General features: G+C 70.6%; 12 protein-coding genes. 8 read left to right on the forward strand and 4 right to left on the reverse strand.

Features of this window, described 5'->3' with window-relative positions:
• Positions 1-20: 20 nt before the first annotated feature.
• Positions 21-500: a VOC family protein gene (locus E1266_RS07120; protein ID WP_132044998.1), complete on the forward strand. Its 480-nt coding sequence runs from the start codon at positions 21-23 to the stop codon at positions 498-500.
• A 216-nt stretch (positions 501-716) separates the two neighbouring features.
• Here the strand turns inward: E1266_RS07120 and E1266_RS07125 are convergent, their stop codons facing one another.
• Both E1266_RS07125 and E1266_RS07130 read right to left on the reverse strand, forming a co-directional pair.
• Positions 717-1,955 (reverse strand): cytochrome P450, encoded by a 1,239-nt coding sequence (locus tag E1266_RS07125; RefSeq protein WP_132045000.1) that lies wholly within the window; start codon positions 1,953-1,955, stop codon positions 717-719.
• Positions 1,956-1,981: 26 nt separating this feature from the next.
• Positions 1,982-2,692, reverse strand: coding sequence for a class I SAM-dependent methyltransferase (locus E1266_RS07130; protein WP_132045002.1), 711 nt, complete (start codon positions 2,690-2,692; stop codon positions 1,982-1,984).
• A gap of 384 nt (positions 2,693-3,076) precedes the next feature.
• Here E1266_RS07130 and E1266_RS07135 point away from each other — a divergent pair, with 384 nt between their 5' ends.
• From E1266_RS07135 to E1266_RS07145, 3 genes are read left to right on the forward strand one after another with little or no spacing between them, the layout of a single operon-like run.
• Entirely contained in the window at positions 3,077-4,537 is a 1,461-nt protein-coding gene (locus tag E1266_RS07135) for a DHA2 family efflux MFS transporter permease subunit (RefSeq protein ID WP_132045004.1), read from the forward strand.
• Positions 4,534-6,684, forward strand: a complete 2,151-nt coding sequence (locus tag E1266_RS07140; RefSeq protein WP_132045006.1) for a CRTAC1 family protein — start codon at positions 4,534-4,536, stop codon at positions 6,682-6,684. The genes E1266_RS07135 and E1266_RS07140 overlap by 4 nt, the downstream gene beginning before the upstream one ends.
• A gap of 16 nt (positions 6,685-6,700) precedes the next feature.
• Positions 6,701-7,894 (forward strand): acyl-CoA dehydrogenase family protein, encoded by a 1,194-nt coding sequence (locus tag E1266_RS07145; RefSeq protein ID WP_132045008.1) that lies wholly within the window; start codon positions 6,701-6,703, stop codon positions 7,892-7,894.
• A 31-nt stretch (positions 7,895-7,925) separates the two neighbouring features.
• Here E1266_RS07145 and E1266_RS07150 read toward each other — a convergent pair whose 3' ends face one another.
• Both E1266_RS07150 and E1266_RS07155 read right to left on the reverse strand, forming a co-directional pair.
• Positions 7,926-8,660 (reverse strand): class I SAM-dependent methyltransferase, encoded by a 735-nt coding sequence (locus E1266_RS07150; RefSeq protein ID WP_165965966.1) that lies wholly within the window; start codon positions 8,658-8,660, stop codon positions 7,926-7,928.
• A 266-nt stretch (positions 8,661-8,926) separates the two neighbouring features.
• Positions 8,927-9,670, reverse strand: coding sequence for a DUF6073 family protein (locus E1266_RS07155; protein WP_132045012.1), 744 nt, complete (start codon positions 9,668-9,670; stop codon positions 8,927-8,929).
• Between the two features lie 588 nt (positions 9,671-10,258).
• Between E1266_RS07155 and E1266_RS07160 the strand changes: the two genes are divergently transcribed.
• From E1266_RS07160 to E1266_RS07175, 4 genes are all read left to right on the forward strand, one after another.
• A complete protein-coding gene (locus tag E1266_RS07160; RefSeq protein ID WP_132045014.1) occupies positions 10,259-10,843 on the forward strand; it encodes a hypothetical protein in 585 nt (194 codons plus the stop codon).
• Between the two features lie 10 nt (positions 10,844-10,853).
• Positions 10,854-11,195: a hypothetical protein gene (locus E1266_RS07165; protein ID WP_132045016.1), complete on the forward strand. Its 342-nt coding sequence runs from the start codon at positions 10,854-10,856 to the stop codon at positions 11,193-11,195.
• A 145-nt stretch (positions 11,196-11,340) separates the two neighbouring features.
• The gene (locus tag E1266_RS07170; protein ID WP_132045018.1) at positions 11,341-11,922 is read left to right on the forward strand and encodes a carboxymuconolactone decarboxylase family protein; all 582 of its coding nucleotides are present in this window, start codon (positions 11,341-11,343) and stop codon (positions 11,920-11,922) included.
• An 11-nt stretch (positions 11,923-11,933) separates the two neighbouring features.
• Positions 11,934-13,388, forward strand: coding sequence for an aminotransferase class V-fold PLP-dependent enzyme (locus E1266_RS07175; RefSeq protein WP_207945475.1), 1,455 nt, complete (start codon positions 11,934-11,936; stop codon positions 13,386-13,388).
• The last annotated feature ends 87 nt before the right edge of the window (positions 13,389-13,475 follow it).

A 13,475-nucleotide genomic window follows, 5' to 3' on the forward strand; every position in this document is an offset into this window, starting at 1 on the left:
CAGGCGAGGAGGACGAGCCAATGTCCGGTACCGACCTGATCACCTGCATGTTCTTCAGCGGCAATGCCCAGGAGGCGGCCGAGCACTACACCGGAATCTTCAAGGACTCCTCCATCGGCCGGGTCAACCACTTCACCGCGGCCGGCCCCGGGCCCGAGGGAGCGGTCGTGAGCGTGGAGTTCACCCTGAACGGCCGGAGCTTCGTCGCGCTCAACGGCCCGCCCCTCGACTTCACCCAGGCGATCTCGCTGCAGATCCCGTGCGCCGACCAAGCCGAGGTGGACCACTACTGGGACGCGCTGACGGCGGGCGGCGAGGAGGGCCGGGCCGGCTGGCTCAAGGACAGGTTCGGCGTGTCCTGGCAGGTCGTCCCGGCCGCGCTCGCGGACATGCTCGGCTCCCCGGACCGGGCGAAGGCGGCCCAGGCCGCGAAGGCGATGATGAGCACTCAGGGCAAGATGAGCCTCGCCGCGCTCCAGCAGGCGTTCGACGGAGCCTGAGCTCGGACGCAGTCCCGCATCCGAGCGCGCCGCCCCTGCGACGCCGACGATCAGACTCAGGCGATCAGACCGCAGCCGTCCGGCGCGCTCGACCCACGGCCTCCACGGCCGCTCACATGCATCAAGGCATGCGAGCGACCGTGGGGGCCTTTTCGCATGTCCGCGGACACCCGGACCACCGCGACACGGCCGGGCCGGCCGCCGCGAGCCCGCTCCCTACCAGGCGACGGGCACCTCGGCCGGGCCCTTCTGGATGAGGGACGGGCGCCAGGTCGCGGGCCGGTCCGGCACCAGCGACAGCTTCGGGAAGCGCCGGGTGAGGACGTCGAGTGAGATCTCCAGCTCCGCACGGGCCAGCCGGGACCCGATGCAGTAGTGCGGCCCATGCCCGAACGCCAGGTGGCTCGTCGGCGAGTCCCGGGTGATGTCGAACTCGCCGGGCCGGTCGAAGACGGCCGCGTCCCGGTTCGCCGCGGCCGGGCAGACCGCCAGCTCGGTGCCGGCCGGCAGTTCCCGCCCGGCCAGGACCGTGTCCTTCGTGGTCTGCCGCAGGAACAGGTGACCCGGGGCGCAGAACCGCAGGATCTCCTCGACGGCGCTCGGGATCAGGTCGGGCCGGTCGCACAGCGACCGCCACTGCTCCGGGTGTTCGAGGAGCCGCAGCACCCCTGCGCCGATCAAGGCCGACGTGGTGATCTGGCCGGCCAGCGTGACGCCCCACGCCGATCCGACCAGCTCCGCCTCCTCGTCCTCGCTGAGCGGCGCGCCGTCGGGCGAGAAGGCCGCGATCGCCTCACTGATCAGGTCGTCGCGCGGCTCGGCCCTGCGCGCGTCCACGTAGTCGCCGATCAGGCGCTGGGAGTTCGTCCACGACATGGCGGCCTCGGCCTGCTCCTCCTCGGTGGGGGAGACGTAGCCGATGGCGATCTTCACGGCGTTCCTGGTGTCCGCGCCCAGCGCGGCGTGGTGCTCGGGCGCGATCCCCATCACGTGGGCGATGACGGAGTTGGCCAGGGGGTTCGCGTAGCCGGCCATGAGATCGGCCGGGCTCTCGCCCGCGAGCAGGTCGTCGGCGAGCGCCGCGGAACGCTCCGCGACGTAGGGCCTGACCGCCGCCACCCGGTCGGCGGTGAACCCGGCGGCCCACGGCTGCCGGTGCTCCATGTGCTCGTCGCCGTCCATCACGAGGAAGACCGGTACCAGGGGGTACCCGCTGAACATGATGGGGAGCACCGCCATGCTGAGCGGCTGCAGCGGCCTCAAGTTGTTGATCGACGAGAACGTCCGGCCGTCCCGCATGACCTTCTTCACGTCCGCCATCCGGGTCACGACCCAGATGCCCAGCTTGGCGGAGAAGAAGACCGGCGTCTCCCGCTGGGCGCGCGCATAGAACTCGTAGGGGTCGTCCAGATGCCTGCTCAGCGGGTCGTACTCGTCCCCTACGGACTCGGACATGCTCTCTCCTTCCGCTCGCGGAGAAGTCACTTCTCCGGCCGCGCTTTCCTGCCCGAGAAGAACGCGTAGGCGCCGCGCCGGCCGACCTGGGGGTCGGCGATCCCGGCGGCGGCGAGCCACCGCTCGATGTCCTCGGCCGTCCCCACGTCGGCGAACTGGGCGGCGCGCTGGAAGATCGCGATGCAGGCGGCGGGGATCCTGCCGCCGCCGGTGACCACCGCGGTCCCGCGCAACTGCCCGCCGGGCCGCAGCACACGGACCATTTCCGCGACGGCGGCCTCAGGGTCGGGGAAGCAGTGCAGGCCGTTGTACGTGAGGCAGCGGTCGAAAGTGGCGTCGGCGAAGGGCAGCGCGCGCACATCCGCCTGATGGAATTCGACCGAGGACAGGTCGCGCCGTGCCGCCTCCGCCCGGGCCCTGTCCAGCATGAACGGGGAGATGTCCGCGGCGACGTAGCGCACTCGCCGGCCGGGCCGCAGCCCACGGAAGGACACGCCTCCGCCGCAGGGGACGTCGAGGATCTCCGAACCCGCGGGGAGGTCGCCGAGCTCGGCGATATCGCGATACATATCGCTCATGTCGTTGTGCCACATGAGGCGGCCGAGCGGGTCGGCGACGCGCTCGTGCATGACGATGAAGTCGTACATGCGCGACCCGAAGCCGCCTTTTCGCCATTGGCCGGTGACCCGGTCGGCGGCCGGTGGGAGCTGACCCGCGGTGCCGGCTTCCCGTGTCATCGCAATTCCTCCTGAATGGCGGCAATGCGGCTCGCCGCCTGGCACGTCGCATCCGCCGTCAAAGCTAAGGTTGAAAAAGACCTAGTGCAAGAACGGCTGCGTTGTTCAAACGTCCGTACGGTGGGCGGCACCGCGAGCGGCGCGGGGAAGCCGCCTGCTCAATCGCGGGATTCCGCAGTCGAGCAGGCGGTTTCCCGTCCCGAAGGCCGTCTTCCGGCGGGACGTTCACTTTCCCGGCTGAGCCCCTTGTGATCCTTTGCGGAATCGATCCTATATTTGCGTAAAGCAGTGGTGGCGTCCGCGCCTCCGCCTGTTCCGTGTGCCGTCTTTCCTGGCCGGAGTACTGATCGGCGAAAGCGCCCTGCTCATATCGAGGAGCCCGTCGTGCGCGTTGTGACATCGAGTCCCACACCGGCCGAGATTCCCGGCGGGGTCGCCACATTGCGGCAGCGGCGGACGGTCGTCCTCGCGTCGGTGACGGCCTTCATGGTCGGCCTGGACATTCTGGTGATCATGGTGGCGCTGCCCACCCTGTTCGAGACGCTGCGGGCGAGCGCCAGCGACCTCGGCTGGACGGTCAACGCCTACGAGATCGGCTTCGCCGCGTCCCTGCTGACCAGCTCCGCGCTCGGCGACCGCTACGGCCGGCGCCTGGTCTTCGTCATCGGAGTCGGCATCTTCACGGTCGGGTCGGTCTGGTGCGCGCTGAGCTCCGCGTCCGGAATCGGCATGCTGATCGTCGCGCGGGCCTTCCAGGGGATCGGCGGCGGCACCGGGATGGCGCTGGGGCTGTCCATCGTCACGGCGGTGACGCCGCCCGCGAAACGGGGCACGGCGTTCGGGGTCTGGGGCGCGATCATGGGGATCAGCATCGCCGTGGGGCCGCTGGTCGGCGGCGGCATCCTGCATTTCCTGCCGTGGCAGTGGATCTTCTGGGTGAACGTTCCGATCGGCGCCGTGCTGATCGTGCTCAGCCTGCTCTGGATCGACGAGACCAAGGGCCACGCCCGGCAGCTCGACCTCATCGGGCTGATCCTCGCCAGCTCGGCCATCATCCTCATCCTGCAGGCGCTGCTCCGGATCGGCAGCGTCAGCGGAAGCGACTGGACGATCGTCGTCGGCCTGATCGCCGGCGGCATCGGGCTGATCACGTTCATCCAGTGGGAGCGCCGGTGCGCGGACCCGATGATCCCCCTGGCGATGTTCCGGGACCGGAGCTTCGCCGGCGGCTGCGCATCGAGCTTCGCCATCGGCGCCGGCATCTACGGCACCGCGTTCATGTTCACCCAGTACCTGCAGCTCGTGGTCGGCGAGGACTCCATCGGCGTCGGGGTGCGGCTGCTCCCGTGGGTCGCGCTCGCGCCCCTGATCGCGCCGCTGGCCGGCCTGCTGGCCGACCGGCTCGGCGAACGGCCCATCATCGCGGTCGCGCTGACCCTGTTCGCCGGCGCGTTCTTCGCGATCGGGGTGCTCGTGACGTCCGGGCGGTCCTACACGACGCTGGTCGTCCCGCTGGTCATCGCGGGGATCGGGGTCGCGGCGGCCATGCCCACGACCGCCACCGCCGTCATGCGGTTCACGGACCCGGAGCGGTTCGCCATCGCCTCCGGGGTGAGCAACACGATGCGCCAGGCGGGGGCCGGCTTCGGGGTGGCGCTCGCCGTGGCGATGTTCTCCGCCTTCGGCGGATACGAGTCCGGGCCCGAGTTCTTCTCGGGCTTCGGCGCGGCCGTTTACGCGCTGGCCGGCGTGACCCTGCTCGGTGTGATCCCCGCCCTGGTGATCCCGCCGCTGCGGGGACGGGTCGCCGCCGGCCCGGGAGACAGCAGAACGGGTGACTCATGATCGCAAGGGCATCTCTCCGTCCGCTGGGCGTCGCCGCGGCGTTCGCCGTCCTCACCGGCGCGTGCGCGTCCGGCGGGTCGGCGCCGCCGCCGAAGGTGGTGAACGCCGGGATCGCCTTCCAGAACATCGCGGTCCCCGGGACGCCGCTCGCCCAGTACCGCCGCTGCCCGACGCTTCCCGAGCACCAGCACCGGCTGGCCAACAAGAAGCGGCTGTTCATCTCGATCAGCGACTTCACCGACGAGCCGCTGCACGACCGGGGCATTCCCGGCGTCGTCGTCTTCGACTACAACGACGACGGCTACCAGGACGTGTACGTGACCAACGGCCCGTGCCGGCCGAGCTCCCTCTTCGAGAACATGATGGGAAAGACGGGGAAGCTCGAATTCCGGGACGTCGCCGAGCAGGCCGGGGCCGCCCTGCCGGGGTTCAACGCGAACGGCGCGTGCGCCGGCGACATCGACAACTCGGGCCGCGACAGCCTCTACGTCCTGGGACGGAACGGCCCGAACCGGCTGCTGCTGAACGAGGGCGGCGGGCGCTTCACGGACATCACCGAGGAGAGCGGCGCCGGCGGCGGCTCCTACAGCCACGTGAGCTGCACGATGGGGGACTTCTCCGGCAACGGGCGGCTCGGCATCGCGATCGCGAACTCGAGCAACCTGAAGAACGCCAAAGCGATCATGGACGACACGTCCACCTACAACCAGCCGAACCAGCTCCTGGCGAACACCGGCGGAAGCACTCCGCACTTCGAGGACGTCAGCGTGAGCTCCGGATTCGCCACCCCGACACCGCTGATCGGCCAGACCTGGGCCGTCGCCGCGGTGGACCTCTTCCAGCGCGGGTGCACCGACCTCGTGGTGGGGTCCGACCAGGGCGCCGTCCCGCTGGCGAAGTTCGCGGGGGGCCGCGACCGCGGGTTCATCCGGGTGTACAAGAACGACTGCCGCGGCCGGTTCACCGACGTCACGCAGCAGCTGGGCCTCATGGAGTCCCCGGGCGCCTGGATGGGCTTCGCATTCGGGAACCTCAACTTCAACGGCGAGCTGAGCATGTTCGTCACCAATTTCGGCGACTTCATGCTGCCCATGTACGGCCTGCCGCAGAACCTCGGCGACTTCTCCAGCCGCTGGCTGATCCAGCGGCCGGACGGCACCATCGCCGACCCGCGGAGCCCGGCGCAGCTCCATCCCTCCGAGACGGGCGCGGACCCGACCCTGGGCGGCCTGAACGCGACCCCGTTCGGCTGGGGCGTGTCGACGCTCGACTACGACAACGACGGCTACACCGACGTCGCCTATTACGGCGGCATGCAGGCGATCGTCGGCGTCAACGCGGACAACCCCGGAACGCTCCTGCGGAACGACGGCCCGAAAAGACTCATCAAGGGGCTGTACCCGTCGTTCTCCTATGACCCGGCGCTGACCAAGAGCGGTGCCGACAACCGCACCCGGATCATCACCGGTGTCGCCTCCGGCGACCTCGACAACGACGGGCACGTGGACCTGGTGACCGCCGCCCAGGGAGTGATGGTCGGCAAGCTCACCTCGGACCCGCAGGACTTCGGTTCACCGTTCGACGGCAGCGCGTACCTCGCGGAGTACCGGGCGGTCGGCGTCCTGAGCTACAAGCCGGCCCCGGGCAAGACCGGCGAGGGGACGCTCGCCGTCGAGATGAACAAGGGCGGCAACGGAAACGGCTCGGTGGCGGTGCGCACGCTCGGCGCCAAGGGGCTGGTCGAGGACGCGCGGGCGAACCGGGACGGCATCGGCGCCGTGGTCAGCTTCACGCCCGCCGGTCTCCCCGCCGCGATCAGCCCGGTCATGGCCGGTTCGAGTTTCGCGTCGCAGAACTCGCTGGTCCAGTCGTTCGGGATGGGCGCCGCGAAGACCGGGACGGTGGAGGTCCTCTGGCCGGGCGGCGTCCGCAACAAGCTCTACGACGTGCGCCCCGGCGAGCGGATCACGTTCCCGGAGATCCCGTGCGACCACACCGACAGGGCGCTGTCCGCGAAGTCCTTCGAGTCGTGCGTCGACGGGGCGCTCCAGGACCTGGCCGACGGCGGGAAGGTGACCGAGCCGATGGCGGCCCGGTTCGCGTCCAGCGCCCTCCGGGCCTTCCACGAGGCGCACCAGCCCAACTAGGAAGCAGGTGACGGTCATGACAGACGGTTCCGGGACGCTGACGCTGACCCCCGCCGAGGCCACCGCCCGTGCGCGGGCGCTCATTCCGGTCCTCGACGACCGCGCCGCCAAGACCGAGGCGCTCCGCCGGCTGCCGGACGAGACGTTCGCCGACCTCAGGGAATCCGCGCTGATGCGCATCACCCAGCCGCGGCGCTTCGGCGGGTCGGAACTCGACCTGGCCGACGCGTTCGACGTCATCACGCTGCTCGCCCAGGGGTGCGGGTCGACCGGATGGACGTATTCGCTGGTCATCGCGCACGGCTGGTTCGTGGCGCTGTTCGGCGAGCGGGCCCAGCAGGAGGTCTGGGGCCAGAATCCGGACGCGACCATGAGCACGTGCTTCAGCGGGGGCAGCCCCCCGGACGCCGTCGACGGCGGCCTGCACATCCGGGAGGGCCGGTGGCGGTTCTCGACCGGCGTGCACCACGCCGACTGGGTGGCGCTGCTCGCCCCGCTGCCGCGGCGGGAGGGGCCGCCGGACATGCGGTTCCTGCTGATCCCGCGGGACGAGGTCGAGATCGTCGAGGACTGGCGGTCGGCCGGGCTGGCCGGCACGGGCAGCTGCAGCGTCGACGCCAGGGACGTCTTCGTCCCGCACCACCGCACGCTCCGGCTGCACGACCTGCTGAACGCCACCGCGCCCGGCGCCGAGGTCAACGACGGCCCGATGTACCGGCTGCCGCTCGTCGGCGCCTGGCAGGTCTTCCTCACCGCGCCCGCGGTCGGCATCGCGCAGGCGGCGATCAGCGCCGCGACCGAACGCATGCGGAGCAGGCCGCGTCCGGCCGCGGGCGCGAACGGGACCGCGGACCCGGGCGCCCTTGCCAGGCTCGGCGGTGCGGCGGCGCGCGTCGAGGCCGCGGAGACCCTGATCCGGCGCTCGGCGGAGACCGTGACCCTGGACGTGCTGACTCTGGGCGCCGCGGCTCCCGCGACGCTCGCCCGCAGCCGCCGGGACAACGCGTTCTCGGTGCGGCTCTGCGTGGAGGCCGTCGAGGAGTTGTTCGTCAACGCCGGCGCGAGCATGCTCGACGAGAGCTCACCGCTACAGCGGCACTGGCGGGACGTGCACGCGGTCGCGCAGCACATGGCGAACAACCTCGACATGAACCTGCGCGCCTGGGGCGAGCGGGCCCTGGGCCTGAACGACGGCCTCCGCTTCGGCTGAACCTCTGCCGCAAGTCGACGAAGCCGGGCTGCTACTTGCGCCTGATCGTGGCCAGCCAGGCGTGCGCCTCGTGGACGCCGTGGAACGGGTTCAGCTGGAACGTGTCAGCGGTCAGGGACTCGATGGCCCAGCCGTCGCTGAACGCTGCGTGCAGCTCGTCCGCCCGGAAGCGGCGGGGACCCCAGCTGCCCGGCTGCCGGTCGCTGAAGCAGATGAGGTGGCAGACGCCGCCGGGGCGGAGCACGGAGGCGATGCCCGCGACGTACTTCGCCCTGTCCTCGGCGTCGAGCACGTGGAGGACGGCGCTGTCGATCACCGTGTCGAACACGACGGCCCGGCGCGGCAGCTCGAGCGCGTCGGCGATCTCGAAGCGCGCGCTCACGCCGCGCTCGGCCGCCTTCTCGCGGGCGCGCCGGATCGCCGTGGGGGAGAGGTCCATGCCGGTGGCGTCGGCGCCCCGGCTCGCGGCGAGCAGCGTGTGCTCGCCGGTTCCGCAGCCGGCGTCGAGGACGCGGCCCCGCAGCCGGCCCTCGTCCGCCAGCCGCACGAAGGCCGGCTGCGGGCGGCCGATGTCCCACGGGGGCGGAGCGGCGCCGGTGTAGCTGGCGTCCCACGACTCCTTCATGTCGCGGGCGCCGACGACGAGGACGTCCTCGCCCTCGGCGACCACCGACACCAGCAGGTGGCGGCCGGCGTCGGTGAGGCCGTAGACCAGGGTCGTCCCGTCCGGGCCGGGAGCCGTCCAGTAAGGCCGCCGGAGCAGCACTTCCCGCGTCTCCTCCCGGCTGACGCCGTTTCCGGCCGCATCATCCGGCCAATTGACATGCCAATTGACATTCTGGATCGCGTCCAACATGGCACCCGCCTTTGAAAGCCAATTGCAAAGGATATGGACAGCGTAATAAACGCGCTTTCCGGCCGGAAGCGGAAGCCCGCCGGATCAACCGGCGGGCTTCCCCGGCCTGCCTGCCCGGACCCGTCCGCACCGCGGACGGCGGGCTCCGGCTCAGGTCGGTTCGGGCGGTCCGGCGGCTACGCCTTGAGGAGCACCTCGGCCAGCGCCGGCGAGATGGTCACGCTGCTGATCGGGATGTGGTGCAGCAGCGCGCCGATCTCGATGTCGGCCGCGACGAGCTCGCCGACCGGGCGGTCCTCGCTGTCGTACAGCGGGTACCGCGCCGACGTCCGCGAGACGTCGCCGATCGGCGGGACCATCGCGATCCGGGACTCGAGCCGCACCACGCGGTCGCCGGTGTGGACGACCTGGCCGAGCTGCTCGATCTCGAACTGCGGGTAGATGTCGGTGACGCAGTCCTTGATCGGCATCAGGGTGCCGTCGCGGGACGGCGTCGGCCGGACCCGGGCGCCTTCCGGCTTGGCCGGCGTGTTCGAGACCTTGACCTGGCCGAAGACGTCGCTGTGCCCGGTGACCTGGAGGGTCAGGAACTGCGCGGTGATCGTGGAGGTGGCCCACTCCAGCTCCACGCCGTCGGCCGCGAACGGGTCGTGCCGGCGGTAGATCGCCATGCCGTGGAGGTCCACGATGTCCTCGCCGAGGCCGTCGACGAGCACGTGGATGCGCTCGCGCACGGTGAACGCCTCGAGGGCCGGCGGGGTCAGCGTGTACGGGCGGATCGGGTACAGGTTGCCGGGCCCGCCCCAGGCGGACTCGTGGCCCTTGACGACCGCGTCCGGGCTGGGGCTTTGCGAGCCGTCGGACCCGACGCCGATGCCGCGCTCCATCACGCGCCGGATGATGTTCTCGGATTCGCTCATGGCAGAGCCTTTCGGTGGGGATGTGGAACTGGACCGCAGGGGTCCGGACGGGCGGCCGGCACACCATGGTTCTTCGGATTGGGTTGACGATCTGGGCATGGTCGACCAGGCGTTCTCGGATTCGCGTGTGGGCTCGCGGTCTGGTCGCCGAAATTGTGGTCGTTTCGTGTCGGCTCGCCGGGTTCCAGGCAAACACTTTAAGAATCGATAGTCAATCGCGCTGAGCAGTACGCTTCTCGCCCGGGACAAGGGCCGACACAGGGGGATGTCCGACCGGACGACCACGGCGGCCGGGTCTCCTGGTTCGAGCAATCGCTATATGTTTCTAAATCGTCTGCCGGGATCTCTGAGCCCGATGGGTGCCGCGGCTGAAGCCGGCGTGGTCGCGGACGCGCTGCTCAACCGCGAACTTCTCGCGGTTGAGCGACCGGCCCCGGGACGGGAATCCGCTCAACCCGGCATTGGCGGGAAACGCTTTACCGGCGCACCATTTAGGGGCAATCCGGTGCGCACCGAGGGACCGTGCTGCGCGGACGGCGCCGCCGGGCGGAAACGCTGACGATCAGCGATGCGGACAGGGAGTGAGTCGTGCGCCTGGCGAACCTTGAGACGGGGCAGCGGAAGCCGGCCAGGTTCTTCATGCTGATGGCCTCGAAATCCTCCGGGGCGGAGATGGCCGACGTCGTCAAGATGATCCTCTACCGCCCGGAGTTCTTCGGCCGTGCGGTGAGCGAGCTCTTCGCGGAGGCGATGCGCGGCCCCTCGTTCTGGACTCCCGGCGAGCGCGAGTACATCGCGCTGACCATCGCCCGGCTCTTCAAGATCCCGTACTGCATCGACATCCACACCGAGATGATCGGGATCGCGGCCGACGGCGAGGTCGACGTCGCGGACGCCGATACCGCCCGGCCGGAGTTCAGGGCGGTCCTCTCGTTCGTCGAGAAGGTGATGCGCTCCCCCGGGCCGGTCTCCGGAGACGACCTCCGGGAGGCTCGTGAGCTGGGCGTCCCCGACGACGCCGTGGTCGAGGCGCTCCACGTCGCGTTCGTGTGGAACGCCGTCGACCGCTTGGCGTTCGCGTTCGACTTCAAGCTGCTCGAAGGCCAGCTCACGAAGGGGACGCGGGCCCTCCACCAGTTCGGCTACCGGTTCCCCGCTTTCACGCTGCGCTGAAAGGACGGCCATGCGCAACAAGGACCCGCGCAACCAGGAAGAGTCCACCGCGGCCAAGTACTCGCGGCTCATCGCGGAGCTGCGCGCGGGCGTGTTCGAGGGCTCCGGTCAGACCGCTCCCGCGCTGCGCCGCTCCGCCGCCACCGGAGAGGCGGCGCTCGCCGATCCCTGGTCGTCCTACACCGCGAAGATCAGGGACGAGCCCTGGGACGTGACGGACTCGGACATCGAGCACCTCAAGGCGGCCGGCCACAGCGAGGACGAGATATTCGAAATGACCGTCGCCGCCGCCGTGGGCGTCTCGCTGGGAGCGCTCGACGCCGGTTTGCGCGCACTGCGCGACGACGCCTGACCTCATTGCCAGCCGGGCATCACCGCCGCATTCTTTCGTGCCTTCAATTCGAAGTCGCGCCACAAACATGCAGCGTTGACTAGATATTTTTAAAGTGTTCTACTGGCGGTGCAATCAAAGGCCGCCCGCTATCGAGGAGGGCAAGATGCCGCACATTCCTGTTCCCAAGGAAAGTCCCGGTACCTTCGGGCTCTTCCAGTTCCGGCCGGAGACGGCCGTGCCGCTGCTCGAACTCTGCGAGGTCCTGCTCCGCGCGGACAACGCGCTGACCCGCGGCGAACGTGAGCTGATCGCCGGATATGTGTCCCAGGGGAACTCCAGCGAGTTCTGCCGGGACGGGCACTTCACCATTGCCGCCCTGCAGATGGAGGACGGTTTCGACGTCGTGCGCGCCGTGCGGGAGATGCCGGACGAGGCGCCGATCAGCGCCAAGATGAAGGCACTGCTGCGCATCGCCGAGAAGGTGCGGATCGGCGGCCGGTCGGTGCTCGGCGCCGACGTGGACGCGGCACGGGACGCCGGGGCCGCCGACGTCGAGATCCACGACACCGTGCTGATCGCCGCCGCGTTCTCGATGTTCAACCGGTATGCGGACGGCCTCGACGCGGTGGTCCCCGAGAACCCCGACTTCCATGACGTGGTGGCGCAGCGGGTGGTCGACCAGGGGTACTCCAGGATGGCGCGGATGATCGCCGAGCCGGCCCCGGCGGCCGGCGCCTCCCGGTGAGCCGACCCGCCGTGACCGTCGAAGCGCAGGAGGAGCTCGGTGCGGCCGAGTTCTCGCGGGCCTTTCCGGGCTACATCGCCACCGGCCATCTCGACCGGATCCGCAAGGAGGACTTCGGCCGGCTCGACGACCAGGACCTCGTCTACGTGGACTACGCCGGGAGCGGGCTTCCGGGCCGGTCCCAGATCGCCGCGTACCAGCAGGTCCTGTGCGGGGGCACCTGGGGCAACCCGCATTCGGAGAACGGGCCTTCCCGGCGTTCCACCGAAGCGATGCACCGGGCCCGGCAGGCGACACTGCGGTTCCTGAACGCTGACCCCGGCGAGTACTCGGTCATCTTCACCGCGAACGCCTCCGGCGCTTTGCGGCTCGTGGGGGAGGCGTTCCCGTTCGGGCCGGAGTCCCGGCTGGCGCTCTTGCAGGACAACCACAACTCCGTGCTCGGCATCCGGGAGTACGCCACCGCACGCGGTGCCGCCGTGGAGACGATCCCGCTGCGCCCTGACCTGCGGGCCGACCCCTCCGCCGTGCTCCGGGTCCTGGATCGGGCGGGCGCGTCGCCGTCGCTGTTCGCGTATCCGGCGCAGAGCAACTTCTCCGGCGTCCGGCATCCGCTCGGCTGGGTCCGCGAGGCGCAGTCGCGCGGCTGGCGGGTGGCGCTCGACGCCGCGGCCTACCTGGCGCTGTCCGACCTTGATCTGCGCACCGGCAAGCCCGACTTCGTCCCGCTGTCCTACTACAAGATCTTCGGCTGGCCGACCGGGCTCGGGTGCCTCGTCGCCCGCAACGACGCGCTCGCGGAGCTGCGCCGCCCGTGGTTCGCCGGCGGGACCGTGGTGGCGTCCAGCGCCCGCGGCGGATGGCACGCACCCGCCGCTCCACCGGACGGCTTCGAGGACGGGACGCCCGACTTCACCGGCGTGCTCGGGGTGCCGATCGGCCTGGACTACGTCCGGGAGACACTCGGCCGCGAGGCGGTCCGGACCAGGGTGCGGTGCCTGCTGGACTGGCTGCTGGACGCGATGCGCACCCTCCGCCACGGCAACGGCCTGCCGCTCTGCGCGCTCTACGGCCCCGCCGACACGAGGGACCGCGGGGCGACGGTCGCGTTCAACCTGCTGGACGCCGACGGAGCCCTCGTCGACGAACGCGTGGTGGAGAGCGGCGCGGCCCGGAGCGGGATCGCCCTGCGCGCGGGGTGCTTCTGCAACCCCGGGGTGGGGGAGACGATCTTCGCGCTCGACCCGGAAGACCTGCTCCGCGCCGGACGGCGCCCCGCCCTCGCCACGGCGGAGGAGTACCGGCGCGCGATAGGGCTCCCCACCGGCGGCGCCCTGCGGATCTCGCTCGGCCCGGTGAGCGACCTGCGCGACGTGTCGCGGCTGATCCGGTTCCTCAAGTCGTGGCGGGACTACCGCGCCGCCGCGGACGACGCGCAGGAGCCCGCCGAGCGGACCCGCTGCTGACAGATCCGTCGCTGACGGATGTGCTGCTGACACATCCGAACTGAGAGATCCGGTGCCGGGCGCCGGCCGCGGGACACGCCGCGGCCG

It is taken from the genome of Actinomadura sp. 7K534 (assembly GCF_004348575.1).
GTDB lineage: Bacteria > Actinomycetota > Actinomycetes > Streptosporangiales > Streptosporangiaceae > Spirillospora > Spirillospora livida.

Excerpts from the sequence above, each read along its gene's own strand:
- E1266_RS07120 (WP_132044998.1), top strand. The coding sequence starts at position 21 with ATGTCCGGTACCGACCTGATCACCTGCATGTTCTTCAGCGGCAATGCC.
- E1266_RS07125 (WP_132045000.1), bottom strand. The coding sequence starts at position 1,955 with ATGTCCGAGTCCGTAGGGGACGAGTACGACCCGCTGAGCAGGCATCTG.
- E1266_RS07130 (WP_132045002.1), bottom strand. The coding sequence starts at position 2,692 with ATGACACGGGAAGCCGGCACCGCGGGTCAGCTCCCACCGGCCGCCGAC.
- E1266_RS07140 (WP_132045006.1), top strand. The coding sequence starts at position 4,534 with ATGATCGCAAGGGCATCTCTCCGTCCGCTGGGCGTCGCCGCGGCGTTC.
- E1266_RS07145 (WP_132045008.1), top strand. The coding sequence starts at position 6,701 with ATGACAGACGGTTCCGGGACGCTGACGCTGACCCCCGCCGAGGCCACC.
- E1266_RS07155 (WP_132045012.1), bottom strand. The coding sequence starts at position 9,670 with ATGAGCGAATCCGAGAACATCATCCGGCGCGTGATGGAGCGCGGCATC.
- E1266_RS07165 (WP_132045016.1), top strand. The coding sequence starts at position 10,854 with ATGCGCAACAAGGACCCGCGCAACCAGGAAGAGTCCACCGCGGCCAAG.
- E1266_RS07170 (WP_132045018.1), top strand. The coding sequence starts at position 11,341 with ATGCCGCACATTCCTGTTCCCAAGGAAAGTCCCGGTACCTTCGGGCTC.